Source organism: Actinoplanes sp. HUAS TT8 (genome assembly GCF_051380535.1).
Classification (GTDB): domain Bacteria; phylum Actinomycetota; class Actinomycetes; order Mycobacteriales; family Micromonosporaceae; genus Actinoplanes.
Genome location: NZ_CP195646.1, coordinates 7,556,874 through 7,581,011, shown reverse-complemented (window position 1 = coordinate 7,581,011; position 24,138 = coordinate 7,556,874). Strand labels below are relative to the sequence as shown.

Below are 24,138 nucleotides of genomic sequence, written 5' to 3'. Positions count from 1 at the left end.
CGACGGACGCCCCGTGCCCTCTGATGATCATGAGTTCATCACCACGATGCTGGACTACTTCTCGGAGTTCGAGGAGTGGCTTCCGGACTGGATCGACTGGCTCTCGCACATCGTGCTCGGCGAGATCCCGCTGGCCAAGGCCAACGACGTCTACGACCTCGCCGACCAGTGGGAACAGCTCGCCACCGAACTGCACAACGCGTACCAGGACGTGCAGAAGGCCGCCGACCCGATCCTGAACAACTGGTCGGGCGACGCGTCCGCCGCCGCATTCGTCGAGCAGTGGTACGCGTACCTCGAAGGGCTCCGCGGATCGGCCGAGGGCGCCGCCCAGATGCGGTCCGGCGTGCAGGGCTTCGGGCTCGAGGTCGAGCTCATGAAGTACATGGTCGCGATCAACCTGCTGATGCTCGCGGTCTCGATCTACATGCTGATCGTCGCCGCCATCCCGTCCGGCGGCGGATCACTCGGCGCCGCACCCGGCCTGTTCACCGGGTTCCGCCTGGCCCTGGGCAAACTGGCCGAGAACACCGTCGGCCGGATCGCGTCGATCGTCGTCCGATTCGCGATCAAACCGCTGACCAACCTCTTCCTCAAACTGCCGGCCAACCTGGCGACCCGCGCCCTCGCGGCCGGCGCCCGATTCGCCGTGCCGCTCGTGACCCGGATCACGCTGGGTCACGCGATCCCGGCCGGCGTGGTCAAAGCCCTGGTCTACGACGGCGCCAAGCGGATCGCCGAGACCTGGCTCGGCAAACTGGCCACCAACGTCGTCGCCCGTGGCGTCTCCAAAGCCGTGGCCAACCGGCTCGCCGCCCAGGCCCTGCGCGGCATGGCCGGTGACGAGATCCGCGGCCGGCTGGCCAGCCAGACCGCCCGCGCCGTGCAGAAACAGCTGGCCAAAGAGATCCAGCAGCAGCTGATGAAGAACTGGGCGGGCAAGAAGCTCGGCTCCAAGTTCGTCGAGACCGCGTTGACCAAGACCGCCGTCGAAGAGGCGGCCAAGGTCGGGCTCGGCAAGGAGTTCGCCCACTACATCGGCAGCCGGGTCGCGTTCGGCGCCGGCTTCATGGGCGGCGGCGACCTCGGCGCCCAGCTGCTGCAGATGGGTGCCGGGAACCGCGACAGCCTCGACTGGGGTCACATCCAGAACAGCGCGGTCCAGGGCGGCGTCTTCGGCGCCAGCATGTTCGGCGGTCCGGTCGGCCACACCGTCGGCGGCGCCCTGGCCGGTGGCGGCATGGGCATTGTCGGACAGCTCGGCTCGGACAAGCCGTTCAACTGGTCCGAGGTCGGCCACCAGGCCGTGATGGGCGCGTCGGCCGGCGTGATCTTCGGCGGCCAGACCCACCTGGAGATGAGCACCCTCGGTGGCGGCAAGCTGACCATCGGCAAGGATCTGCACCTGCTGTCCGGTGAGGACGGTGGGTTCTCGGCGGTCTCGACCCGCTTCAACAAGGCCGAAGGCCTGCAGGAACATCTCGTCCTGACCGACAACGGGTACGTGGGCTGGCAGGGCGCGCACCCCGGGGCGGGCGAGACCGGCGGGCTGCGGGTACTGCCCGACGAGGTCGCGGCGCGGCCCGAGGTCGCTGATCATATTCAGGCGAAATGGGGCAACGATCCGGACACGGTTCTGACCCAGTCGCCGAGCCCGGCCGGTAGTAACACGGCGACCGCACCGCGTCCCGAGACGACGGCGACCCCGGCCCGGGCCGAAGCCGGTGGTGGCGGCGGACCGCGACAAGGGGGCGGCGGAGGCGGCGGGGGTGGCGGCACCCCCGTCCGGGCCGGCGAGGCCGGCCCGAGCACAGGCGGCGAGGGGTCCAGGTCCGCCGGCAACTCCGGGCATGCGGGTGGAGACGTTTCCCACGGCGACAGTACGTCGGGAGGAGCGCCTGCCGCGGACCGGGCGATTGAGGGTACGGACCGGGCGGGTGCTTCTGATCGTGTCGCGCCCGAGGCCGGGGCGGACCGGGCGGGCGCTTCCGATCGTGTCGCGCCTGAGCCCGGGGCTAACCGGGCGGGCGCTTCCGGTCATGTTGCGTCCGAGTCCGGGAGTGCGTCGGCCGGCGGTGATCATGGGTCCGCCGGGGGAGATCGTGTCCCGACGGGTGGGGATCGGGCCGCGTCGCACCAGGCTGCCGGCGATGGGGCAGCGGGGCATGAACGTGCTGACGGGCGGCGGGATGACGTTGCTCCCGTGGGCCGGCCGACGGAGACGCCGCATCGGGCCGATGTGGACAGTCTTGCCGGACGCGGTGATCCCGGGCCTGTGGATCGTGGGGCCGGGCCTGGCCAGGTGGCGGATCGGGCGCTCGGCGTGGGGGACCGCGGGGGTGAGGTCGGTCCGCGCGATGGGGGTGCGGGGCATCCTCCCCATGACGGGCCGCCGAACGATGGGCCGCCGCGTGATCCGACGTCTGCTCGGCCTGAGGATGCTGCTGCGGCGGCCGGGTCGGCTGCGGCTGGGTCGGCGGCGGCCGGGTCCGCGGGGGTCGGGGCGGCTCGTTCGGAGGGGGCGAGTTCGGATGGCCGGGGAGTGGGGGATCGGCCGGAGCGCGCCGGTGGGGGAGACGGGGCTGACGGCCGGCGTGGGCCGGGGGTTCCGGGGCGTGGGGACTCGGCCGGCGGTGGGGGAGTACGCCGGGTAGAGGATCCGCGGCTGGTTCCGGTGGACGGGGTTGCGCCTGAACGGGCGGTGGCCCGGCCGGAAGACGTGGAGACGGTCGCGGATCGGGAGATCGGCGGGCTCATCGAAGGGCGGGAACCCGGGGCTCCGGACCTGCCGCATCGGGCCGACTTCGACCAGGAGTCGGGGACGATGCGGGTCCGGTACGGGGACGGCGTCGAACTGGACGTATCCGTGCAGGTCAATGAGTCGCTGCCGCCCGGCGGGGCGGTCGTGCGGCGGCCGGCCATGGAGGAGCTCGGGGACGGGACCTGGCGGCAGGCGGACAGTGCGGCGATCGGACTATCGCCGCATGTGCCGGCCGAGCCGGCGGCGCGGGCTCCGTACGTACGGGATAATTTGGACAATGCTTTCCGGAAGCTGCATGGAGAGGTCGGCGGGCAGCTTCGCCCTCCGGCCGGCGAAGCCGGGCCGGGAACGCATGACGTCGCGCCGGCGCATGACGCCGCGCCGCAGCACGCGGAAACTGCCGGGCCACGACCCGCCGAGCCGGCCGAGCCGGCTGCGCCGGAGCGTGCGGAAACGTCGGGGCCGGGGCGGGCGGAGCCTTCCGGGGCGGAGCGGGCGGACAGTTCGGTGCCTCAGCGGGCCGCGGGGCCGGAAGGGCTGCGGGGGCTGGAAGAGGTCGGCGGGCCGGACGTCGGGCTTCGGGATCATGACGGGGTTGTGCGGCATGCGGCTGAACCGGCTGAGCCGCCGTTGCCGAAGCAGCTCAGTTCGGCCGAGATTCATGCGATCCTGCGGGGTCAGCAGATGCCTGAGCAGCTGCCGCGGTGGGCTGGGGAACACCTTGCGGATCAGGGGCAGCACGGTCCGGCGCGGCCCAAGGCCTCGGATGAGGTGAGCGAGCGGCTCCGGGTTCTGGGGGACGAATCGGTTGATCGGGTTACGCCTCGGGGGTGGGAGGAGCCGGCCTCTCGGTTCCCGGAGCTGGAGGCGCTCGAACCGGGGCGGACCGGGCATGAAGGGCCGCGCGAGCCGGAGGTCCGGGATCACGAGAGCTTGGCCGGGCGTGACCATGAGAGCGGTTCTGCAGCGCGCGATCACGATGGCCCGGCGCCGCACGAGCGTGATTCCGCCGCGCCGCACGAGCGTGATTCCGCCGCGCCGCACGAGCGTGATGAGGCCGCGCCGCACGAGCGTGACGAGGCTGGGCCGCATGGGCGGGACGAGGCCGGGCCGCATGGGCGGGACGAGGCTGGGCCGCATGAGGTGGACCGGGCCGGGGAGCGGCCGAGACCCCCGGACAAGCCGCCGATCGAGGAGATGATCCCGCGGCACGACCTGACGCCCGAGCAACGGGCGGCGGCCGAGGCCGAGCTGGAGCGGGCGTTCCAGGCCACGCTGGACGGCCAGGACTTCGCCGGGCTGCAGGTGAAGGTCGCGTACGCGGAGGTCCGGACCGACCACGTGCACATCGAGATGTCGATCCGCGCGCCCGGCGAGGAGCACACCGTCGGCAGCATCTCGCGGATCTTCATGCGGGAGCCGGGCGGCGAGCTGGTCGTGTCGCACGATTCGCTCAAGGTGGACGCGGCCTACCAGGGGCGGGGCTTCGCGGGCGAGTTCAACCGGCACATGGAGGGCTGGTACCGGGACTCCGGTGTCGACCACATCAAGGTCGTGACCAGCTGGGTCGGCGGCTACACCTGGGGCAAGGCCGGCTTCGAGTGGCAGCTCGGCGGCGGGCACAAGGTCTTCGCCAAGCTGAAGATCGAGATCGGCGACATCGGCCGCCATCTGTCCGGAATGGATCATTACGGCGCCGAGGAACTGCGACCCCTCTACGAGAAGTACGGCGGTGACACGCCCGCCGAGCTGTCGCAGAACATGCGGATGCAGCGGCACGAGGCCCAGTCCCTGGTCGGGCGGGCCGACGGCGCGATGAGTGGTGCCCTGCCGAAGCACGAGTACCCGACGCCACGCGAGGTGGCCGATCTCGGCTACCGCGAGTCGGTGCACGGGCGGGGCACGAGTGCCGACCGCGCGGCCGCGCACTGGGTCGGCAAGGACGCCATGGTCGACACCATGTGGCACGGCCGCCGCTACCTGGACGGGCCGCCGCCCGAGGAGTACCTGGGCTACGACCCGGCCCTGCGCGCCGAACCGGCCGGCGGGACCACGCACACCGCCAGCGGGATCGAGAACACCGGCTTCGTGCCGGACGGGCGCCCAGGGCACCTGCCCGACGTGACCGTCGAGGAGATGCGCGCGGCCGCCGATCACGTCGAGGGGCAGGACTTCGCGGGCCGGGACATCGTCGGCGTGACGAGCGACGGCCCGTACGTCCGGGTGGATCTGGCCGATGGCAGCAGCCGCCACTTCGTGACCGAGATCGGTCACGACATGTCGACTCTCGGCAAGAGCGAGGTGCGGGCCGGTACCCCGCAGGACCCGCACGTGGTCACGGTCAACCACCGGGTCGCGCCGGAGCAGCTGAGCCGGGTCTGGGTGCACGAGATCACCGAGACGCTGGCCATCCAGCACACCGAGGCGGCCGGGCGCCCACCGCAGGGACTGCTGCGGCGGGCCACGGCCACTATCGGGCGGGCGTTCGGGTTCGGCGACGGGCCGTCCCGGCCGCCGGTGGATCCGCACGCGGCGGCCCGGATCAACGAGCGGGTGCACCTGGAACGGCAGTTCCGGGACGCGACCGGCGATCGGGCCGAGCAGAACCGGCTGCGGAACGAGATCGCCGGGGTGGAGCGGGATCTGGAGACGCTCGGGCATCCGGTGGCGCCGTCGCTGGTGCATCAACTGGCCAACGTGCTGCCCGCGGGCGGGCTGATCGGCGCCTCGCACGGATCACCACATCCGGTGCACGACCTGAGCACTGGACCACACGAATCCGGGCCTGAGCTGCGCAACCCCGCGCCCGAGCCGCACGATCCTGTGGCCGAGCCGCATGGGCCCGACGGGTCGCATCTGATCGATCCACCCTGGACGCACGGGGAGACCCCGCCCGTCGGCGACCTGCTCCCGCACACCCCCGAGCAGGCCGCGAACTGGCACGGCGCGATCCACGACGCCGTCGTCCAGAAGTTCGAGGGCCGGACGTACGCGGACATGCGCGTCGAGGTCGAGAACGTCCGCGTCTCGCCGCACGCGGTCGAGGTCAAGCTGAAGGTCTTCGACGCGCAGGGGCACGAGGTCGGCCGGTCGGTCCGGGTGCTCGAACGGCATCCGGACGAGGATTACCTGCGGGTCAAGAACCAGTCGCTGAACCTGAACGACGACGTGCGGGGCGGCGGATTCGCGCGGGAGTACAACGATCACCTGGAGCGGTGGTACCGCGAGTCCGGTGTGCGGCAGGTCGACGTGACCACGGCCAAGGTCGGCGGTTACGCGTGGGCGCGGCAGGGTTTCTCGTGGCCCGAGTTCGGTGGCCTGGACCCGATCCGGCGGCTCGGCGACGAGGCTCACCACATCACCGACCTGCTCCGCGGCCTGGACGGTCGCGACGCCGAGGGGCTGCGTCCGCTCTACGACAAGTACGGCGGCGACAACCCGGACGAGCTGCGCGCCAACATGCTGGAGCAGCGCCGGGACGCCCTCCAGATCGTCCGGCGGATGCAGGAGGTGCAGGCCGGCGAGCGACCGTCGTCCGACTGGCCGACCACCGAGGACGTGCTCGGGGTCGGCCACCGGGGCGACCACGGCCGGGACGCGCACTGGGTCGGCAAGGACGCGCTGCTGGACTCGACCTGGTCCGGTTCCCGCCGCCTGGACCAGGTGCCCGGCCCGGAACCGCTCGCCGCGGCCCACCCGCCGGCCGTCCACGAGCCGATCTCCCTGCACGACAATGATATTTCCGGCATGCCGGATCTGCGCGGCGAAGAAGTGCCGCCGCGCATCGATGACAACAGCTTCCCGCGTACGGACGAGCACGCGCCGCCTCGCGGGGACGAGCACGCGCCGCCTCGCGGGGACGAGCGGCGGCGGACCGAGCCGCTTCACCTGCTGGCGTTCGACGACGTTCCGGACGGCCCGATGCAGCGCGGCACCCTCCGCGACCTGGCCGGCGCCCTGGGCGAGGGCGGCGACCGGGTCGCGCTGCGGGCCCCCGGCCTGGAGTCGGGCGAGCTCGGCCCGAACGTGCGCGCCCTCCCGGCCGATCCGATCCCGGGCGTGACCGGCCGGATCAGTCCGCTGCTGCGCCCGGACCACCTGCCGGCCGACGCCGACGTGGTGGTCGGTTACGGACAGACGGCCGGTGTCGCCGAGGCCCGCCGGGACGCCTACCCGGACGCCCGGGTCGTCCAGATCGTCGACACCGTGCCCACCGACCCGGCCCACCTGGACGTGCTGTCCCGCGCCGACCTGGTGATCGCCGTCGGCCCGGAGGTCGCCGACGGCCTGCGCGGCGCGTTCGAACGGCACGGGTCGGAGCCGGTCCCGCCGGTGCACGAGGTGGTGCCGCCGGTCGACGGTGGTGGTCCGCCCCCGCCGACCCGGGACCCGGGCCGGGACGGCTATCACGTGCTGGTCACCGGCGGCGAGCGCGCGCAGCTGGCCGCCGCCGAGACGGTCCGTGAGCTGCGCTCGCAGGGCGTGGACGCCCGGCTGACGGTCGCGGTCCGCGACGCCGACGGGCCTGAGGCGAACTGGCACCGGGACCGTCTGTCCGAAGTGGCCGACAGCGAGGTGACCGTCCGGCGGCTGCCCGACGACGTGGCCGGGCGGCGTGAGCTGCTGCACCGCGCGGACGTGGTGATCGACCCGGTGGCCCGCCCCGAGCTGGATCCGCTGGTGCTGCAGGCGACCGGCGACGGCGTCCCGGTGCTGGTGCACTCCGAGGGCGGCGCCGGGCGGCTGCTCGGCGATCCGCTGCGGGTCAGCGACGAGCACGGGGCCGGGTCGGTGGTCCGGGACGGCGGCGACGCCGCCGGCTGGTCCGATCATCTTCGCCGTACGTTCGACGACCTCCCGGCCCAGCGCGACCGCGCGATGTCGTTGCGGCACGAGATGACGGAGCGTTACGGGCGAGAGGCCGTGGCCCGCAGCGTGCACGACGCGATCCACGACCTCGGCGACGGTGTCGCCCGGGTCGGTGACGAGCGGTTCCACGACACTCTGGACGCGGGGGAGGTGGTGCGCCGCAACGCCGTCGAGGACGCGCCGACCGATCCGGACGCGGTCCGCGTGATGACCGTCTGCACCGAGTACGACTCCAACGCGGGCGGCGTGATCACCGCCAACCGCGAGCTGAGCCAGAGTTTCCGGACCAACGGCGCCGAGGTGTACGGCCGGGTCTCGCTCGTCTCGGCGAGCGAGCCGCACCTGACCCGGCACGAGACCGAGCAGGGCATCCACGTGCGCGGCGTGCACGACGTGTGGGGCGTGCTGGACGAGAAGGGCCAGCCCGACCGTCGCGCGATGTCGATGCTGCTGGACAACCTGCCGGCCGACGTCGACGTGATCGTCGGCAACTCCCGTTTCGGCGGCGGCGCGGCCCGGATCCTGCAGGAGCACGTCTACCCCGAGGCGAAGTACGTGCACGTGCTGCACACCTCGCCCGAGGTGCTCGACGGCGTGCGCGGCAAGCCGGGCGAGGGGCAGGACCGGGCGGCCACCGAGCGCGAGCTGATGACCGGTGCCGACCTGGTGACCGGCATCGGGCCGCTGCTCGGGCAGGAGGCCGCGCGGCTGGCGGCCGGCGTGCCCGGCGAGACGCCGCCGGCCCACACCATCATCTCGGACATGCCGCGCGACCCCGGCCCGGCGCCGAGCCGGACCCCGGGGGACCGCTACGAGCTGCATGTCCGGGGCCGGGCCGACGACACCATCAAGGGTGTCGAGATGGCCGCCCGGATGGTTCGCGAGCTGCGCGCCGAGGGCCTGGACGTGCACCTGACCGTGCGCGGCGCCCCGGATGGGGCCGGTCCGCGGATGGCCGAGCGGCTCAGCGAGATCGCCGGGAACCCGGTCGAGGTGCGCGAGTTCGTGCCGTCCGGGACCGAGGAGGGCCGGGCCCAGCTGCGGCAGGACCTGGTCGACGCCGACCTGGTGCTGATGCCGTCCGTGCAGGACGGTTTCGGGCTGGTGGCCAGCGAGGCGGCGCAGGCCGGAGTGCCCGTGGTGGTCGGCGAGGGCACCGGCGCCGGGATGTTCTTCGGCGACGAACGGTACGTGCCGGAACACCTGGGCGAGGCCGCGACCGTGCGGGACGGCAACACCGTGGGTGCGCTGCGCGACCGGGTGGACCGGGTCGCCGGGGACGCCGCGATCCTGCCCGACCACGTGGTCGACGGGGTGCTGCGGGACGTGGACGAGGCGCGTCTGGGCGCGTGGGTGGATCACGTGCGGTCGGCCCTGCACGGGCTCGACGAGCACTATGCCCGCGCCGGTGGGCTGCGCGACCACATCGCCGAGGAGTACGCGCCGGGCAGCGCGGCGCGCGGGGTGCTGGAGGTGCTGCGCGGGGACGCGCCGGCCGACCCGCCGTATGCGCCGCACGCCGACCAGGGTGGGCCGCACGCCGAGCGGGGAGCGCCGCACGCTGACCAGGGTGCGCTGCACGCCGAGCGGGCCGCGGCGCACGAGGTCGCCGGGCCTGCGGGGCCGGAACGGGTGGAGGCGGGCGCCGGGGATCCCGTACGGGAAAATCGTGTTTTGAATGAAATGCCGGATCCACGGCACAACGCCAGCCCGATCGAGGACACCGAGTTCGTGCCGGACGGGCGGCCCGAGGACGTCGCCGACGTGACCGTGCCCGAGCTGCACGACGCGGCCCGGGAGGTCGTCGGCGCGGACTTCTCCGAGGGTGTCGTGCACTCCGTCGACGTGGCCGGTGACCTGGTCCGGGTCACCATGACCGACGGTGAGGTGCGGCATTTCCGGACCGAGGTCGGCGAGAACATGCGGAATCTCGCCGAGACCACGGTGCGCGACGGCACGCCGGACCGGCCGCACGTCGTCAAGGTCAACCATCGGGTGGCCGGCGATCAGCTGAGCCGGGTCTGGGTGCACGAGATCACCGAGACGCTGGCGATGAAGCACGCCGAGCAGGCGCGACCGCACGAGCACGGGCTGATCCGGCGCCCGGCCGAGGCGATCGCCCGGCAGTACGGTGAGGCCGGGGAATCCGGCCCGCCTCGTCCGGTCGACCCGCACACGGCGGCGCGGATCAACGAGCGGCTGCATCTGCAGCGGCGGCTGGACGCCGCCGAGGGACACCCGGAGCTGCAGGAACGGCTGCGCCACGAGATCGCCGGGGTGGAACGCGACCTGATCGAACTCGGTCATGCGGATCCGCCGAGGCACTGGGCCGAACGCCCGGAACGCCCGCCGAACCTGGACGAGCTGATTCCCCGCGACGGCGCCGGACACTGGAGTGAGGCGGCCCGCGCCGAGCTGGCCGGGCGGCTGGACGGCCACCGGTTCGGCGATCGCGTGCTGCGCCTGGACGGCGAGGACGCGATCCGGGTACGCCCGGACGAGGTGACGATCCGGTTCCGGGCCGAGACGACGGCCGGCGAGCACCACGGCGCCGAGACCCGCGTCTTCACCCGCGAGCCGGACGGAAGCCTGGTCGTGCGGCACGAGGGCCGCTCCGGGAACGAGCGGTTCGACCGGCAGATGCTGGAGTTCTACCGCGAGGCCGGTGTCGACCGGGTGGAGACGCCGGCGGTCGGCCGGGACGGCTACGAGCTGGCCCGCGAGGGCTACCAGTGGGGCCGGCAGGCCGACGCCGAGGACGTCGGCCGGATCCTGGACGCGCTGGAACGCCGGGCCGACGAGATCGAGCACCTGCGGACCACCGCCACCGACGAGGGCGCGCTGCGCGAACGGTTCGGCGGGCGCGACCCGGAGGAGACCCGCGCCAACCTGGCCCGCGAGGTGGCCGACGCCCGGCAGCTGGTGGAGCGGGCCCGGTCCGGGCTCGGCCACCCGGACTTCCCGACGCCGCGCGAGATCGCCGAGGCCGGGACCGCCGAGGGCTGGCACCGGGGCCGCACGTCGCTGGGCGAGGAGGTCATGGCCGGTCAGGAATGGCCGGCCGAGCTGCCGATCGAGCACACGGCCGGCGACTCGTCGGCCGCGCCGCCGCCGCGTTCCGTGGCCCGGCCCGGGGAAGACCCGGCGCTGCGGTTCAAGGACTCCGAGCTGAGGTTCGAGGGCACACGTGACCAGCTCGGCCGCAAGCTCTACACCGGGCCCGACCGGAAGAACCACTTCCCGGGCGACCAGCGCGACACCAGCCGGGGCATCGACGGCCGGCTCCGCAAGGGGAACCGCTACGTCGACGAGGACAACCCGCAGCCGCTGCCCGGCATGCAGGCCCGGGCGGTCGGGGACGACGCCGGGGCGCAGCACTACGACGCCCGGCCCGGGGACGGCCCGGAAGGTGCGGTCCACGACCAGATGATCGAGCGCGACCGGCTCCACCGGGAGTACACCGACCTCTGGAAGAACGATCTCGAACCGCTCGTCCCGGTGCTGAAGGACCTCGGCATCACGATGGACCGCAAGCACTTCGGCGACAAGCTGTTCGGCCAGATCATGCAGAAGGCGATGTCCCGCCTCGAAGACCTCGAACAGCTCGACACCCTGCAGACGGCCGGCGAGCGCTACCTGGAACTCGACAAGTTGCTGCGCACCGCGAGCGAGCGGCTCGGGACACGCGGCGGCGACCTGGTGAAGGAACGGCAGTTCCCGGGCGCCCGGGAACTGACCCCGGGCGTGGAGACCCCCGAGGAACCCGGGCGGCCGGACAACCTCGACCGGATCCTGCTCTGGCGGGACCCGGAGAACAACCTGGTCCTGGTCGGGATCGAGGAGAAGGGCGCCGGGAGCACCCTCGGCTCCCGCGGCGTCGAGGACCCGGGCAACCTCGGCGGGCGGTACATCACGGCCGAGCAGTGCAGCCCGGAGTACCTGCGGCATATGCTCCAGCACGACGTGAAGCTCGCGGCCTTCCTCGAGGCGAACCCGCAGATGCGGCCCGTGCTGCAGGAGATCATCAACTCCGAGCGCGCCGGCAGCCTGCGATACCTGCAGGTGCACGTCAGCGACCGGGGCCACGTCACCGCGACGGACTACCTGATGTTCCACGATCGCCTGCGGCCGGGATCGATCCGGCTGGTGGGCGAGTGACCGCCGAGGACCGATGACCATGACAGAGCTGCCACCCGCCGTCGACCGGCCCACGCTGGAGACCCTGGTCCGGACGATCCGGGACACCGAGTGGTCCTGGGACCGGGCCGGATTCCAGGGGCTGGCCGCGCGGCTCGGGCTGACCCCGCTGCGGGACTCCGAGACCAGCGGGTTCTACGCGGCGCCCTGGCCGTCGCGGGGGCGGGCGGTCCGGGTCGCGTACCACCCCGAGCGCGGCATCAACCACGTCACCATGACGCTGACCGACGTCGACGGCCTCCCGGACGTGCCGCCGGAGTTCCTCGTCGACGAGTTCGCCATGGCCACCCGCGCCCTCACCACGATCCTGGGCGAACCGACCGGGCGCGCCCCGGGCGCCGAACCCGAGGTGCGGTGGCGGGGCGAGTCACGGACCGTCCGGCTGAACCGGATGGACGTCGCGGTCGTCCTGACCTGGGCCGACAACGCGTGGCAGGAGATCGCCGACTTCTCCGACCGGAAGGACCGGCAGTGACCGCCGGCGGGTGGGACGCGCTGGCCGCCGAGATCGCCGCGCTCGTGCCCGGCCTGGCCGACGGGGACACTTTGAACCTGATCGTCGAGCCGTACGCGGTGTCGATGCAGCAGCAACCGTCCTACCTGTCCGTCGAGACGGCCGACGGCGACGACCACCTGCCGGTCGACCGGCGGCTGACCGGCGCCGACCGGCGGCACCTGCAGGAGCTGGGCTGGCGCCCGCCGCCGAACCCGGACATCGTCAACCACTGGGAGCGGCACTTCCCGTGGCCGCTCAGCTCGGCCGACGCGGCGGCGGTGGCCGAGCTCGTGGTGCGGACGCTGCGCGAGGTGCACGGCGCGACCGGTCCCGGCGACGTGGCCCGGGAACAGTTCAACGCGCTGCCGGGCCGATGACCTGGAAACTCGCGCGCACCCGGCAGGAAGCGCACCTCTACCTCGACCTGACGCCGTGCGAGTGCGGCGACCGGCGGCTGGTCACCGCCGGGGAGGCGATCACGCTGCCGGACGGCACCCCCGGGCGGCGTTACGCCGGGACGTGCCCGGCCTGCGGGCGGGACCGGGAGTTCGTCTTCCGGGTGCCGGAGATCGCCGAGGACTCCGAGAACCCCGCCAAGATCGTGTACGGCCGGCTGACCCGCCCGTCCGAACTGCTCGATCCGGGGCAGTGGTTGTGGGCGGCGGAGCAGTACGCCGACGCCGTACCCGCCAATCCCGGACATCTCACCGGCGAAGCGCGAGAAATCGCCCGGACCTGGATGACGGCGGCCGTGGCCGCCCTCCGCGAAGCGGTGAAATTCATTCCGCCGGGCGAGGAACAGGTGCCCGAGCCGGCGTTCTTCAACGGGCCGCCGCAGGATCGGACCACCTTCACCCGCCGCTGGCTGGTCGACCGGCGGCTCGGCTTCGAGCGGCGGCTGCGCACACTGCAGGACGCTCCACCGCCGCGCGACCCGGAGATCACCCGCCGGCAGATCGAGGAGAACCGGCTGGTCGAGGCCTGGGCCCGGCGGCACGGGCTGGCATCGGCGCGGCTCGGCGCGGGCACCAAGGAGCAGAATCACGAGCTCGCGCTGGAGCTGCGGGCGTTGCGGGGGCAGGACCCGGAGACCGGGCTGCAGCTGAGCAGCGCCCGCGGCGGGCTGGCCGCGTTCCGGGAGCTGATCAGCACGTACGAGGCCGACCTGGCCCGGAACGTGCCGGAACGGGACCTGCGGATCGGGCTGGCGCTGGCCGCCTACGAGGCGTGGCTGCAGCGGCTGCGGATCGACGACCGGCCGTGGCGGGAAGGGCTCTGGACCGGCGGGGTCTGGGACGTGCCGGACGACGCGCTGCCACCGGCCGCAGCCGTGTGGGAGATGGTCGGGGCGGCGAGAGAGATGTCCCGGTTCACGTAGCCCGCCGGTACATGTCGTCGGCCAGCTCGCGCGTCAGGCGGGCGAGCTCGCCGTCCGACCGGACCGGGCCGGACTCGACCCCCGGCCGCAGCCGCGCGGCCAGCTCGTCCAGCAGGTCGGCGATCACGCCGGCCCGCTGCACGGAGATCGCCACGATGTCCCGCGAGCCGGGCGGCCGGGCGTCGACGGACGCGCCCGCGGTCAGGGCCGGGCGGGCGTCGGCGGCGAAGTCGTCGAGCGGTTTCGGCCCGTCCAGGGACTGGCGGCTCAGCCAGTGCCGGGCGGGATCGCGGGGCGCGGTCACGTCAATACCCCGTTCCGCTGCGCAGGTGGCGGGCCGTACGGGCGGCCAGCTCGGCCAGCTCCCCGTCGCCCTGCACGGCGGCGACACCGAGGCCGGGCGCGAGCCGCCGGGACAGCTCGTCGAGCAGGGTGGCGACCACCTTGGCCCGCTGCCGGGAGAACGCCGCGATCTCGTCCCGGGCGTCGTCCGGGTCCAGGCGGGCCTCGGCCGGGCGGCCGGCGTCGATCAGCTCGGCGAACTCGGCCGCGGCCTCGTCCAGCGGGATCGGGGTGCGCTGCTGCGTGCCGTCCGGCAAGCGCTGGAACCGCAGCCGGGCCAGCAGATGCCGGGCCGGGTCGCGCTCGGCGTCGGGCTCGGTCACCGGCCAACCCTATCAATGCCGGCCTGTGGCAGGCTGGAACGCATGCCGGTTCTTCGCGCGCGCAGCACCTACGAGGCGCGGCTGTTCATGGATCTCAACCCCGGCGTCGCCTGCGAGGGGCCGGAGGGCTTCGAGGCGGTCGAGCCGGGACACCCGCTGTACGGCGGCCGCGAGCCCTCCGAGCTGATCGACGCCGGCCAGTGGGTGTGGGCCGCCGCCAAGTTCGCCGAGATGGCCGCCCGCCCCGGCGTGGATGCGCCGACCGGCCGCCTCCGGCTGCGGGCCGCGATGGCGGCGGTCCTGGAGGTGGACAAATTCGGTCACCCGCTGACCGACGCGGCGTTCTGGACCCCGCTCGGCCGGCGGATGCGCGAGGAACAGCCCGAACGCTTCACCGAGGACGCGGTGTTCCGCGCCTGGGAGACGTACAACGGCGACCTGAGCCGTTTCGGCGTGGAGACACCCCCGGACATGTACGGGCCGGCGGCCGAGCGCCGGATCGCCCGCGACCGGGTGGAACGCGTCTGGCTGGCCCGGCACGGCCTCGGCCACCCGCGCGACGCCGGCCCGGCCCAGAGCACCGAGCTGCGGCACGAGCTGCGCCGCCTGGCCGGGCAGGACGTGGCCACCGGGTTCGTGACCGACACCGGGCGGACCGCGATCAGCGCCTACAACCGGGTGCACGGCGACCTGCGGGCGTGGTTCACCGGCGAGCCGGACGAACGGGACCGGCGGCTGGCCGCGATCGCCGATCTGCGGTCGGCCTGGTGCGCGCGGGAACACTTCCCGGAGTGGGACCCGGACAGCATCGAGGAGTTCGACCTGCCGGCCGACCGGCTGCCGCCCGCCGGGCCGGCGTGGGAGCTGGTGCGGGCCGTGCGGACGGCCGCCGGGCAGGATCCGGAGACAGGGGAGTTCGTACGGTGACGACCGTGTTGTCCGCGCACACGTACGCCGAGGCGTACCTCTATCTCGACCTGACCGCCTGCGAGTGCGGCGAGACCCGGTTCGCGCCGGCCACGCACGCCGAGGACGGGACCCAGCGGTGGTACGGCCCGTGCCCGAACTGCGGGCGCGACCGCGACTTCCGGTTCCGCTTCGCCGACTACGCCGACCGCACCACGCCGGGATATGTGGAGTACAGCCACCACCCCGGCCCGTCCGAGCTGATCGACGCCGCCCAGTGGCTGTGGGTCTGCGAACAGTACGCGTCGAGCGTGCCGGCCACGATCGACGAGCTGCGCGCGGTCCCGGCCGATCAGCGGGCGGCCGTCCAGCTGCGGCTGAGCGCGGCCGGTTCCGCCCTCGACGAGGTGTTCAAGTTCCTGCCGCGGGGCACCGAGGACATGCCCGGCCCGGCACTGTGGAGCGACTGGAGCCGCCAGTCCCGGGCCGCCGCCCCCGACCGGTTCCGCCGCCCCTGGCTGGAGCGCCGCGCCGACGAGCTGCGACGGCTGCTCAGCGCCCTGCCCGGGGTGCCGGCGGCCGAGTTCTTCGGCGGCGACCCCGGCTACCAGGCCAAACTCCAGCGGCTGAGCGACGTCCGGTCCCGGTGGATCGCCCGGCACGGCCTGGCCGGGCTCGACGACACCCGGGTCACGCCCGAGCAGCGGCACGAGTTGGAACGGGCCGAACGCGCGGCCTCCGACCTGGACATGGCCACCGGCTTCTCGCTGAACCTGCCGGGAGCGGCCGTGGCCGCCTACAACCGGCTGCCGTGGGCGGTGCAGCGCCAGTTCAAGGACGATCCGGCCGAGAGGGATCGGCGGCTGGCCGCGCTGACCGCGGTGCGGGCCGACTGGCTGGCCCGGACCGGACACCCGGCCTGGGACCCGGACTCGATCGAGGACGAGTTCGAGATCCCGGCCGACCGGCTGCCCCCGGCCGCCGAGACCTGGGAAATGGTCCGCTCGGCCCGCCGGGCGGCCGGGATGGACCCGGACACCGGCGACTTCGTAGAGTGGCCGGCGTGACCGATCGGATCGCCGGGGCGCGCTACTCGTTCCGCACGGCGCACCCGGCCAGCCCGATGCTGCGGGTGCGGTATCGGCACGGCGTCCCGGTCGACCCGTGGGGCTTCCCGGACTGGACGCCCTACGCCCGCCTGCTCGTCGCCCTGCCGCCGGCCATCCCCGACCTGACCGTCGACGAGTCCCGGGTCGTCGACGTCCGCGCCGCCGACCTGGTCGCCCGGGTCAGCGGCGACCCGCTCTGGGACGGCACGATCGGCACCCCACCCGGCTGGACCTGGGCGCACGTGGCCCAGACCCGGCACCTGGCCCTCGTCCCGGCCGAGCTGCACGCCGCGTTCCGGCACCTCGGCGGGGTCAGCGTGGGCGGGGCCCGGGCGGCCGGTCGCGGCCTGACCGCGGGCGACGGCGAACCACCCCGGATCGTGGTCACCGAACGGCTCACCGAGGCGGCGGTGGCGGTGGGCGAGGAGATCCTCAAGGTGCGGCTTCCGGCCGGCTATCGAGACTTTTTATTACGTACGAACGGAGCGGCCCCGTCCGAGCCGTCCGTGCACCCCGGCCACGGGTTCGTCCTGGACCAGCCGCTGTTCGGCTGGCGCCCGGACCGGCTGCAGGACCTGGGGTACATGAACAACTGGTTCGTCGACCGGCTCACCCCGGAGTGGCTGGCCGTCGGATATGTGCAGGGTGGACTGTTGACGGTCAAGGTGCGGGGTGAGGACACCGGCGCGGTCGGATACCTGGACGACGACGACTGGCGCGACCGGGACCACTTCACCGCGGCCGACGTCAGCGCGCGGCTGCTGCACCGGCTGGCCGGGGACTTCTCGTCGTTCTGGCTGGCCCTTCGACCCGTACCGGATGATCTGTCGGACCTCGCGGCCGGCGTGGCCGCGGGTGCGCAGCCGGCCCGGCCCGAGGGTCTGGGCGTTCTCCTGCCGCCGTCGCACCGCCGGAGCGCGGCGTGACGGCGCCCGCCCGCACACGCCGGGGTGTTTCGTGACCGCGCCCGCGCTGTCTCACCGGGGTGTTTCGTGACCGCGCCGGCCTGGGAACCCGCGAATCCGGTCGAGGAGGCGCTGCTGGCGGCCGGGCTGGCCGACGATCGGCAGATGTTCTTCCAGGTGGTGGCGTCGGCCGACCTCTACCTGCCGCAGATGAGCGGGCTGGACGGGCCGCAGCGCTTCCTGACGATCCACGCGCTCGGCCAGGTCTTCCTGCCGGTCTTCACGTCGGCGCGGGCGCTCGCCCAGCAGTACGGACAGGCCGTCGACGGCTACACACTCACCAACTTCGCCGAGCTCAGCCGCAAGTGGCCGGACCCGGACTGGCGTCTGGCCATCAACCCGGGAACGCCGCTCGACGCGTACCTCTCGATCGAGAGCCTGATGCAGGCCGCGCTGGGCGACCTCAAGGTGCCGACCATGCACGAACTCGTGAAGACCGCGGAACAGGACGAGATCCTGGACGTCGAACTCCGCGACCGGCACGCCAACGCCGGGCCCTACCCCGAGGACGACGCCGAGGCGCTGCGGGCCGCGCTGGACGCCGGTGACGTCTACGGCTACGTCGACCGGCTGCTCGACATGAACGTGCTGATCCCGGTCGCCCGGCCGGCCGAACCCGAGGAGATCCTCGAAGCCGGCTTCCCCTGGCAGCCCGGCGCCGACCGGATGATCGAGGTGTTCACCAGCGCCGGCACGCTGGCCCGGCGGCACCCGGTCGCCGCGCCCGAGGTGGTCGAGGTGGCGCTGGCGTTCGCCCTGGCCGCGTGGCCGGACGAGCACGGCGTCTCGGTCGACCCGGACAGCGCCGGGGCGTTCGCGCTGCCGGCCGACCAGGTTCTCGCCCTGCTGGCTTTCCGACCCGACTAATTGACGTACGTGGTGGTCAGGTCCGACGCGGCCGGGGCCTGAGCGTCGAGCTTCGCGCCGAAATCGGAGACCTCGAACGTGAGCTTGGCGCTCAACGGCGCCGGCAGGCGGCCCAGGTCACGGGAGCCGTCCCCGTTCTGGTAGTCCAGCGACGTGGTCACCTCCATGCGCCGCAACCGGCCGTCCTCGTCCAGCCAGATGTCGTAGATCGTCCCGATCGGGGCGGTGTTGAAGACGTTGTCGAGCGGCGTGTCCCAGAACGGCGGGCAGGACGCGGTGTCCTTGTTGCAGTAGAACCGGTACTCGTCCGGCGCGTCCTTCAGGTTGTCGAGGGCGTCCGTCTTGGCCTGGCCGGCGTGATACTTGTTGGCGCCCGCGATGAACGGCAGCCAGGTGGTGATGTCGGCCAGGTTGCTCTGCGGGGACGTGGCGTCGGTGCCGAGATTCGCCTTCTCCGGGGTGAACCAGGTGCGACCGTCCTTCGGCTTCACGTCCGGCGAGGTGTAGAAGTCCTTGCGGAAACCGGTGTGCACCCGCCGCAGCCCGACCAGGTTCTTCGTGCCGGCCGTCGCGTTCTGGTACGTGGTGTCCCAGCGCGCGTCGTCCTCGTTGCCGAACCGGACCGTGCTCGTGCCCTTCCAATAGGCCCCGCCCAGCTGCGCCTCGAACGCGACCCGGGCCGTGCCGGCCTTCTGCAGCTTCGCGTTGATCTGGAGGAACTCCTCGGCGATGGAATCCTCGGTCCGCGGCAGCCGGATCAGCTTGCCGCCGCTGATCAGGTCGGCGGCGACGACGCCGACGAGGACCACGGCGATGCCGTAGAGGATGACGCGCTTCTTCATCACGCTCCCGGGGGTGGGCGTCAGGGCACCACAGGGTAACGCCCGGCCCGATCGACCGGCATATCATCGGCGGGTGCTACCGGTTGCCAGGACACGTGACGAAGCCCATCTCTACATGGACCTGCACGGCTGCGCCGAGTGCGGCAGCGTCGACGTCGCCTGGGCCGAGGCACTGGTCGACCGGTCCGGTGAGATGGCCCGCCGCTATCACGGGTCGTGCGGGCAGTGCGGGCAGGAGCGGGAATTCGTCTTCGCCCTGCCGGAACGACCCACCCCGCCCCGCCCGGGGGAGTACGTGACGTTCGGCCCGTCGACGTCACGGCTCTTCGACGCCGGGCAGTGGGTGGAGATCGCCGACATGCTCACGCTCGCCGCCGGGCTGCCCGGATCCGAGGACTCGGCGCGGATCGCGGTGGCCTGCTTCGACGAGGCCCTCAAGTTCCTGCCGGACGGGGCGGGCGAGGCGCCGGCCGAGGCGTTCTGGAGCGCGGACGGGCAGGCGTTCCGGGCCCGGTCGCCCGAGCGGTTCCGGCGCGACGAACTGCTGGCGCGGCGTGCGGGACTGGCCGGGCGATGAGGCCCTGGTCCCGCGTACTCCTCGGCGGCCTGGTCGTGGGTCTGGTCGGGGTCATCGTGCCGGTCACGCCCGCGTCGGCGGCCGACTGCGCGAGCGCCGGTGACCTCCCCGGCGCGGCCTGGCCACGGACCATGCTGGCGACCGACTCGGTCAGCCAACTCGCCCGCGGCGGCGGCGTCACCGTCGCTGTGCTCTCCACCGGCGTCCAGGCCGGAAATCGGCAACTCGCCGGCCGGGTCCTCAACGGCCGCGACGCCAACGCCGACAACGGCACGGCCAACACCGACTGCCGGGGGCTCGGCACCCAGGTCGCCGGGGTGATCGCGGCCGCCGTCAGCGCCGGCAACCCGGTCCTCGGCCTGGCCGCGTCGGCCACCGTCCTGCCGGTCCGGGTGCTGCCGGACAACCTGTCGGCCCAGGACGCCACCGCCCAGCCGAACGTGCTGGCCCGCGGCATCGAATTCGCCGTGAACCAGGGCGCCGACGTGATCGTGGTGGCCGCTCAGGCGTACACGGACAACGACCGCCTGCGCACGGCCGTCGCGTCGGCGATCGCCGCCGACATCCCGGTCGTCGCCGCGTCCGGGGACCTCGGCTCGGCCCAGGACAAGAACCCCGACCCGTTCCCGGCCGCCTACCCGGACGTGATCACGGTCGGTGCGATCGACCAGAACGGCAAGATCTTCGAAAAATCAGGACATGGAGCGTACGTCGATCTGGTCGCCCCCGGCGTTGCCGTACCCACCCTGCAGGGCGGCGACGCCGGACCCGGCGGCGTGATCGAGGCGGACGGGACAGCGCTGGCCGCGGGGTATGTGGGGGCGACGGCCGCCCTGATCCGGGGCCGCACCGGCCGGATGCCTGTGGCCGACCTGACCCGGCTGCTGACCGCGTCGGCCAGCCCGACGGTGAACGGGGAGGCGTTCGGGGCGGGTGTGGTCAATCCGTACGGCGCGGTCACCGGGAAGGCCACCGCCAAGCGCGGCCGGGCCCTGCCCGCATTGTCGGCCGCGGCGCCGTCCCGCAGCGGCGCCGAGAACCAGCGCCGCGTCGTCGCGTTCGCCGGCGCCACCCTCGCCGCGGTTGCCGTGGTCGCCGTCCTCATGATCACCGCCGCCGTTCGTCGTAGCCGTCGCCAGCACTGGCGTCCCGGCCTGGCGCCGCCGCTCCCGGAGTACGACGAGCCGGTCGAGCCCGGCCCCCCGGTAATGCTCCTCGACACCCCCACCAACTCCCCCCGCTAGCCCTCCCTCCCCAGCTGGCGCTGAGCGCTGTCTCCAACCGCCCGAATCAGCCCTCAGCACCAGCCCACCCCACCCAGCTGGCGCTGACGGCTGCCTCGCGGTGCTTGAGGCAGCCGTAGCACCAGCTGGCCGGAGCGGGCTGGCGCTCACGGCTCACGGCTGTTTCGCGGTGCTGAGGCGACCTTGAGCACCAGCTGGCTGGAGCGGGCTGGTGCTGAGGGCTGTTTTGGGGTGCTGAGGCGACCCTGAGTGCCAGCTGGGGCCTGCGGCGGGCGGGGCGGGCGCCGAGGCGAGGCTGGTTCGCGGCGGGGCGGGCGGCGGGGTTGGGGTTGGGGTTGGGGTGAGCTCAGCCACCCACGGACATCGCCCTGGAGGGTTTCGCGTTCTGGCCGCGCCAGCGGCCTGCGAAGCCCGGAAGGGTCCCCGCGGGAGCGACGATCTGGACCACGGCGGACCTGGGAAAAAAGTTTATGAAGCGGGCTTGACCGCCGCCGCCGGATCCAGGGTGACCCCGGCCGGGATCGCGTTGACCAGCGCGGTCGGCACCTCGGTGGCCGAGGTTTCGGCGTAGCCGAGGCGGCCGAGGGCGTCCGCGTCCGGCACCGCGTGGCGCAGGCCGAGGTCGGTGATCACCTGGTAGTTGGCCGAGCCGGGCACCCGGACCAGCGCGAACCGGCCGGCCGGAACCCCGACCGCGTCGGCCAGGGCGCGGCTGCCGGAGGCGCCCGTGGTCGGGACGGCCGAGGAGAGGGCCGAGGCCGCGCCGCCCACGGTGATCGTGGTGGCCTTGGCGCCGGCCCGGGTGATCGCGCAGGCCGTCGTGCCGGCGGCGACCGTGGCCAGCGTGGGCGGGGTTTCCGGGGGCTGGGCGTCGGCGTCGCCGGACGGCTTGAGCTGGGGTGCGGCCGAGACGACGGTGACCGGGACGTTCGTGGGTTCGGCCGGGAAGCCGGCGTTCAGGACGGCCCGCTGCAGGGCGCTGATCGGGAGCAGCCCGTTGTTCAGGACCAGGTAGAACTGTTTGCCGTTGACGCCGACGTCGACGGCCAGGACCTGGCCGTTGACGAAGTTGTCGACGCGCTGGGAGGCGGATCCGCGGTTCTGCACCTGGACGGCGGCGATGTCGGCGCCGGCCGGCATGGCGTTGAGCCAGGCGGTGCTGACCGTGGTCGGGTCGACGGCGCCGTAGAGGGCCGGGATCGTCGTCGGGGCGTCCCGGATCTGGTGCTTGAGGCCGTGCCAGACCAGTTCGGTGTTGTTGCCGCCGTCGCTGACCAGCAGGCCGCGGTCGCCCAGGTCGGCGCCGGCCGGCCCGGTCGAGCCGACCAGCAGGACGGCGGCCGGGTTCTCGCCCGGGACCAGGCACATCGACCAGGGGAGGCCGACCTGCTGACCGGCGTCGGGCAGGGAGGCGGGCGCGTTCGGGATGCCGATGGTGACGCCGCGCGGCACACCGGCCAGGGCTTTGGCGGCGACCCGGTAGACGGTCGGGTTGGCCCGGCCGGCGGCCAGCTTGGCCGAGGTGAAGTTGAGCGCCGGGTTGAGGCGGCCCCGCAGGTAGACGAAGCTGGCGCCGGACTCGCGTTCGACCACGACCGAGCCGTCGCTCTTCCACTGGTCGGTGCCGACCTTGGTCAGGATGCCGTAGATGCCGAAGCCGGCGCCGATCAGGATGGCCACCATCAGGCCGCCGAAGAGCGCGCCGATGCCGCGCCGCAGCGGGGACTGCGCCGGGTCGGTCTCGCGCATCACGAACGCGGAGATGACCCGCTGGTTCAGGAACTGGTACGACTGCAGCTGATCACGACGGGAGGCCATGTCACCCGCCGATCGACGAGAACAGCCCGCGGATGTCGTCGAAGACGCCCATCACCGCGCAGGCCAGCGGGATCAGCGCCATGATGGCGATCACGTCCAGCAGGTCGGCGGCGCGGCCCAGGTAGGGCGAGGGCTGCCGCCGGCTGTAGACCACCGCGGCGGGCAGCGCGACCGCGCCGGCCAGCACCGCGCCGGCCAGCACGAGCAGGCCCGGGACAGTGCCGGTGGCGACCCCGCCGATGCCGAGCACGGCCAGGCCGGCGACCCCGGCGACGAGCAGCGGGCCGCGCTGCTGCGGGGTGGCCAGCAGCCGGGCGCGCAGCAGCAGGGCGGTGACCGCGGCCACGATCAGCAGCACCGCCGAGGTGCCGGGATCGGACCAGGCCAGGTAGAGGATCGCCACGATGCTGCTGAACGCGGCCGCGAGCAGCAGCCCGGAGAGCACCTCGTCGGCCCGGACCACGGCGGCGAACACGTCGGCCCGGCGGGGCATCGGCTTGTCCTTGAGGATCTCCTCGGCGCGGCTGGGCAGCTCCGGGAAGGGCAGCCGGCCGATCCAGCTGGCCAGCACCGGATAGCCCGGGAGCAGGCCGATCGCCGCGGTCAGGGCCACCGCGGCGCCGCCGCTCGCGGGCACCCCGGCCAGCGTGAGCAGGGCGGCCAGCAGGCCGGTGAGGGCGATCGCGATGCCGGCCACGAAGAGCCGGGGCAGCCCGGCCACGGCCGCGTGCCCGAGCACGCTGAGCACCAGCAGCACGGCCGCGCCGAGCAGCAGGGCCGGGGCGCCGATGCCGAGGAAACGGGAACCGGAGTCGGCGATCAGCCAGGCCCCGCCCAGGAATGCGTAGGGCAGGCCGCTCGCGGCGACCACCGCGCCGGCGCCGGAGTCGGTGAACGCGCGCGACAGCAGGATGCCGACCACGGACAGGCCGATCGCCACGGCCAGCGCGACGATCGCCGAGGTCGACCGGGCCGGGCCGCCCACGGCCAGGCCGAAGAGGCCGACGAGCAGGGCCGCGGCGAAGACGGTGAGACCGGTCCGCCGGGTCGCGGGGGCTCCCCAGGAACGGCCGGCCCGGCGGGCGCCGCTGGCGATGACCTCGACCACGTCGTCGTAGGCCAGCTCGGGCCAGTCCTCCCGGGCCGGTTTCAGGTGCAGCAGCTCGCCGTCGCGGACACCCTGCGCGGCCAGGTTGCGGCCGGGCTCCAGGGCGGTGCCGGTCGCGCGGCGCAGCACCCAGCCGCCGTGACGCTCGGCCGGCTCGCCCAGCGCGCCGTCGGCGTGCCGCAGCAGATGCGGCAGCAGCTCACCGACGAGCATGTTGTCGGGTAGGGCGATGTCCATCCGGCGGGTCGGCGCGGCGATCGTCACCCGGGCCAGACTCGGGCCACCGGGAGCGGTCACGCGGTCACCTCCAGCTGTTCCTGAACGTGCCCACAAACT

Annotated in this window: 15 protein-coding genes; 10 read left to right on the top strand and 5 right to left on the bottom strand. The window is 73.4% G+C overall.

Annotated features, from left to right (window positions below):
- The first annotated feature begins 13 nt into the window (after positions 1-13).
- Genes ACSHV8_RS33350 through ACSHV8_RS33335 form a run of 4 tightly spaced genes read left to right on the top strand, consistent with a single transcriptional unit; the run spans position 14 to position 13,701 of the window.
- Positions 14-11,788: a glycosyltransferase gene (locus tag ACSHV8_RS33350; protein ID WP_436522300.1), complete on the top strand. Its 11,775-nt coding sequence runs from the start codon at positions 14-16 to the stop codon at positions 11,786-11,788.
- 13 nt (positions 11,789-11,801) lie between these two features.
- Entirely contained in the window at positions 11,802-12,302 is a 501-nt protein-coding gene (locus tag ACSHV8_RS33345; RefSeq protein ID WP_436522298.1) for a DUF6301 family protein, read from the top strand.
- On the top strand, positions 12,299-12,700 hold the full coding sequence (locus ACSHV8_RS33340) for a TY-Chap domain-containing protein (protein WP_436522296.1): 402 nt from the start codon (positions 12,299-12,301) through the stop codon (positions 12,698-12,700). The genes ACSHV8_RS33345 and ACSHV8_RS33340 overlap by 4 nt, the downstream gene beginning before the upstream one ends.
- Complete coding sequence (locus ACSHV8_RS33335; RefSeq protein WP_436522294.1) at positions 12,697-13,701, top strand: hypothetical protein; 1,005 nt, start codon at positions 12,697-12,699, stop codon at positions 13,699-13,701. The genes ACSHV8_RS33340 and ACSHV8_RS33335 overlap by 4 nt, the downstream gene beginning before the upstream one ends.
- On the opposite strand, the gene ACSHV8_RS33330 is transcribed toward ACSHV8_RS33335, so the two are convergent.
- Together ACSHV8_RS33330 and ACSHV8_RS33325 are read right to left on the bottom strand one after the other, a co-directional pair.
- Positions 13,694-14,005: a hypothetical protein gene (locus ACSHV8_RS33330; protein WP_436522292.1), complete on the bottom strand. Its 312-nt coding sequence runs from the start codon at positions 14,003-14,005 to the stop codon at positions 13,694-13,696. The genes ACSHV8_RS33335 and ACSHV8_RS33330 overlap by 8 nt on opposite strands.
- Before the next feature lies 1 nt (position 14,006).
- Positions 14,007-14,366: a hypothetical protein gene (locus ACSHV8_RS33325; protein ID WP_436522290.1), complete on the bottom strand. Its 360-nt coding sequence runs from the start codon at positions 14,364-14,366 to the stop codon at positions 14,007-14,009.
- 42 nt (positions 14,367-14,408) lie between these two features.
- On the opposite strand from ACSHV8_RS33325, the gene ACSHV8_RS33320 reads away from it, so the two are divergent.
- The 4 genes from ACSHV8_RS33320 (at position 14,409) to ACSHV8_RS33305 (ending at position 18,213) form a co-directional block, all read left to right on the top strand.
- Positions 14,409-15,293: a hypothetical protein gene (locus tag ACSHV8_RS33320; protein WP_436522288.1), complete on the top strand. Its 885-nt coding sequence runs from the start codon at positions 14,409-14,411 to the stop codon at positions 15,291-15,293.
- The gene (locus tag ACSHV8_RS33315; protein ID WP_436522286.1) at positions 15,290-16,339 is read left to right on the top strand and encodes a hypothetical protein; all 1,050 of its coding nucleotides are present in this window, start codon (positions 15,290-15,292) and stop codon (positions 16,337-16,339) included. The genes ACSHV8_RS33320 and ACSHV8_RS33315 overlap by 4 nt, the downstream gene beginning before the upstream one ends.
- Positions 16,336-17,307 (top strand): SMI1/KNR4 family protein, encoded by a 972-nt coding sequence (locus tag ACSHV8_RS33310; RefSeq protein ID WP_436522284.1) that lies wholly within the window; start codon positions 16,336-16,338, stop codon positions 17,305-17,307. Before ACSHV8_RS33315 ends, ACSHV8_RS33310 begins: the two co-directional genes overlap by 4 nt.
- Before the next feature lie 66 nt (positions 17,308-17,373).
- Positions 17,374-18,213, top strand: a complete 840-nt coding sequence (locus tag ACSHV8_RS33305) for an SseB family protein (RefSeq protein ID WP_436522282.1) — start codon at positions 17,374-17,376, stop codon at positions 18,211-18,213.
- On the opposite strand, the gene ACSHV8_RS33300 is transcribed toward ACSHV8_RS33305, so the two are convergent.
- Positions 18,210-19,055: a hypothetical protein gene (locus ACSHV8_RS33300; RefSeq protein ID WP_436522280.1), complete on the bottom strand. Its 846-nt coding sequence runs from the start codon at positions 19,053-19,055 to the stop codon at positions 18,210-18,212. The two genes, ACSHV8_RS33305 and ACSHV8_RS33300, sit on opposite strands and share 4 nt — an antisense overlap.
- Positions 19,056-19,128: 73 nt before the next feature.
- Between ACSHV8_RS33300 and ACSHV8_RS33295 the strand changes: the two genes are divergently transcribed.
- Positions 19,129-19,632 (top strand): hypothetical protein, encoded by a 504-nt coding sequence (locus tag ACSHV8_RS33295; protein ID WP_436522278.1) that lies wholly within the window; start codon positions 19,129-19,131, stop codon positions 19,630-19,632.
- Complete coding sequence (locus tag ACSHV8_RS33290) at positions 19,629-20,876, top strand: S8 family serine peptidase (protein ID WP_436522276.1); 1,248 nt, start codon at positions 19,629-19,631, stop codon at positions 20,874-20,876. Before ACSHV8_RS33295 ends, ACSHV8_RS33290 begins: the two co-directional genes overlap by 4 nt.
- Before the next feature lie 468 nt (positions 20,877-21,344).
- On the opposite strand, the gene eccB is transcribed toward ACSHV8_RS33290, so the two are convergent.
- Positions 21,345-22,694, bottom strand: a complete 1,350-nt coding sequence (gene eccB, locus ACSHV8_RS33285; protein WP_436522274.1) for a type VII secretion protein EccB — start codon at positions 22,692-22,694, stop codon at positions 21,345-21,347.
- A 1-nt stretch (position 22,695) separates the two neighbouring features.
- Positions 22,696-24,099 carry a type VII secretion integral membrane protein EccD gene (gene eccD, locus ACSHV8_RS33280; protein ID WP_436522272.1) on the bottom strand — a complete coding sequence of 468 codons (1,404 nt, stop codon included), beginning with the start codon at positions 24,097-24,099 and terminating at the stop codon, positions 22,696-22,698.
- Positions 24,100-24,138 lie beyond the last annotated feature (39 nt).

What these genes read in the sequence shown, in the direction of transcription:
- ACSHV8_RS33345 (WP_436522298.1), top strand. Translation starts at nt 11,802, where the DNA reads ATGACCATGACAGAGCTGCCACCCGCCGTCGACCGGCCCACGCTGGAG.
- ACSHV8_RS33335 (WP_436522294.1), top strand. Translation starts at nt 12,697, where the DNA reads ATGACCTGGAAACTCGCGCGCACCCGGCAGGAAGCGCACCTCTACCTC.
- ACSHV8_RS33320 (WP_436522288.1), top strand. Translation starts at nt 14,409, where the DNA reads ATGCCGGTTCTTCGCGCGCGCAGCACCTACGAGGCGCGGCTGTTCATG.
- ACSHV8_RS33300 (WP_436522280.1), bottom strand. Translation starts at nt 19,055, where the DNA reads ATGAAGAAGCGCGTCATCCTCTACGGCATCGCCGTGGTCCTCGTCGGC.
- ACSHV8_RS33290 (WP_436522276.1), top strand. Translation starts at nt 19,629, where the DNA reads ATGAGGCCCTGGTCCCGCGTACTCCTCGGCGGCCTGGTCGTGGGTCTG.
- eccB (WP_436522274.1), bottom strand. Translation starts at nt 22,694, where the DNA reads ATGGCCTCCCGTCGTGATCAGCTGCAGTCGTACCAGTTCCTGAACCAG.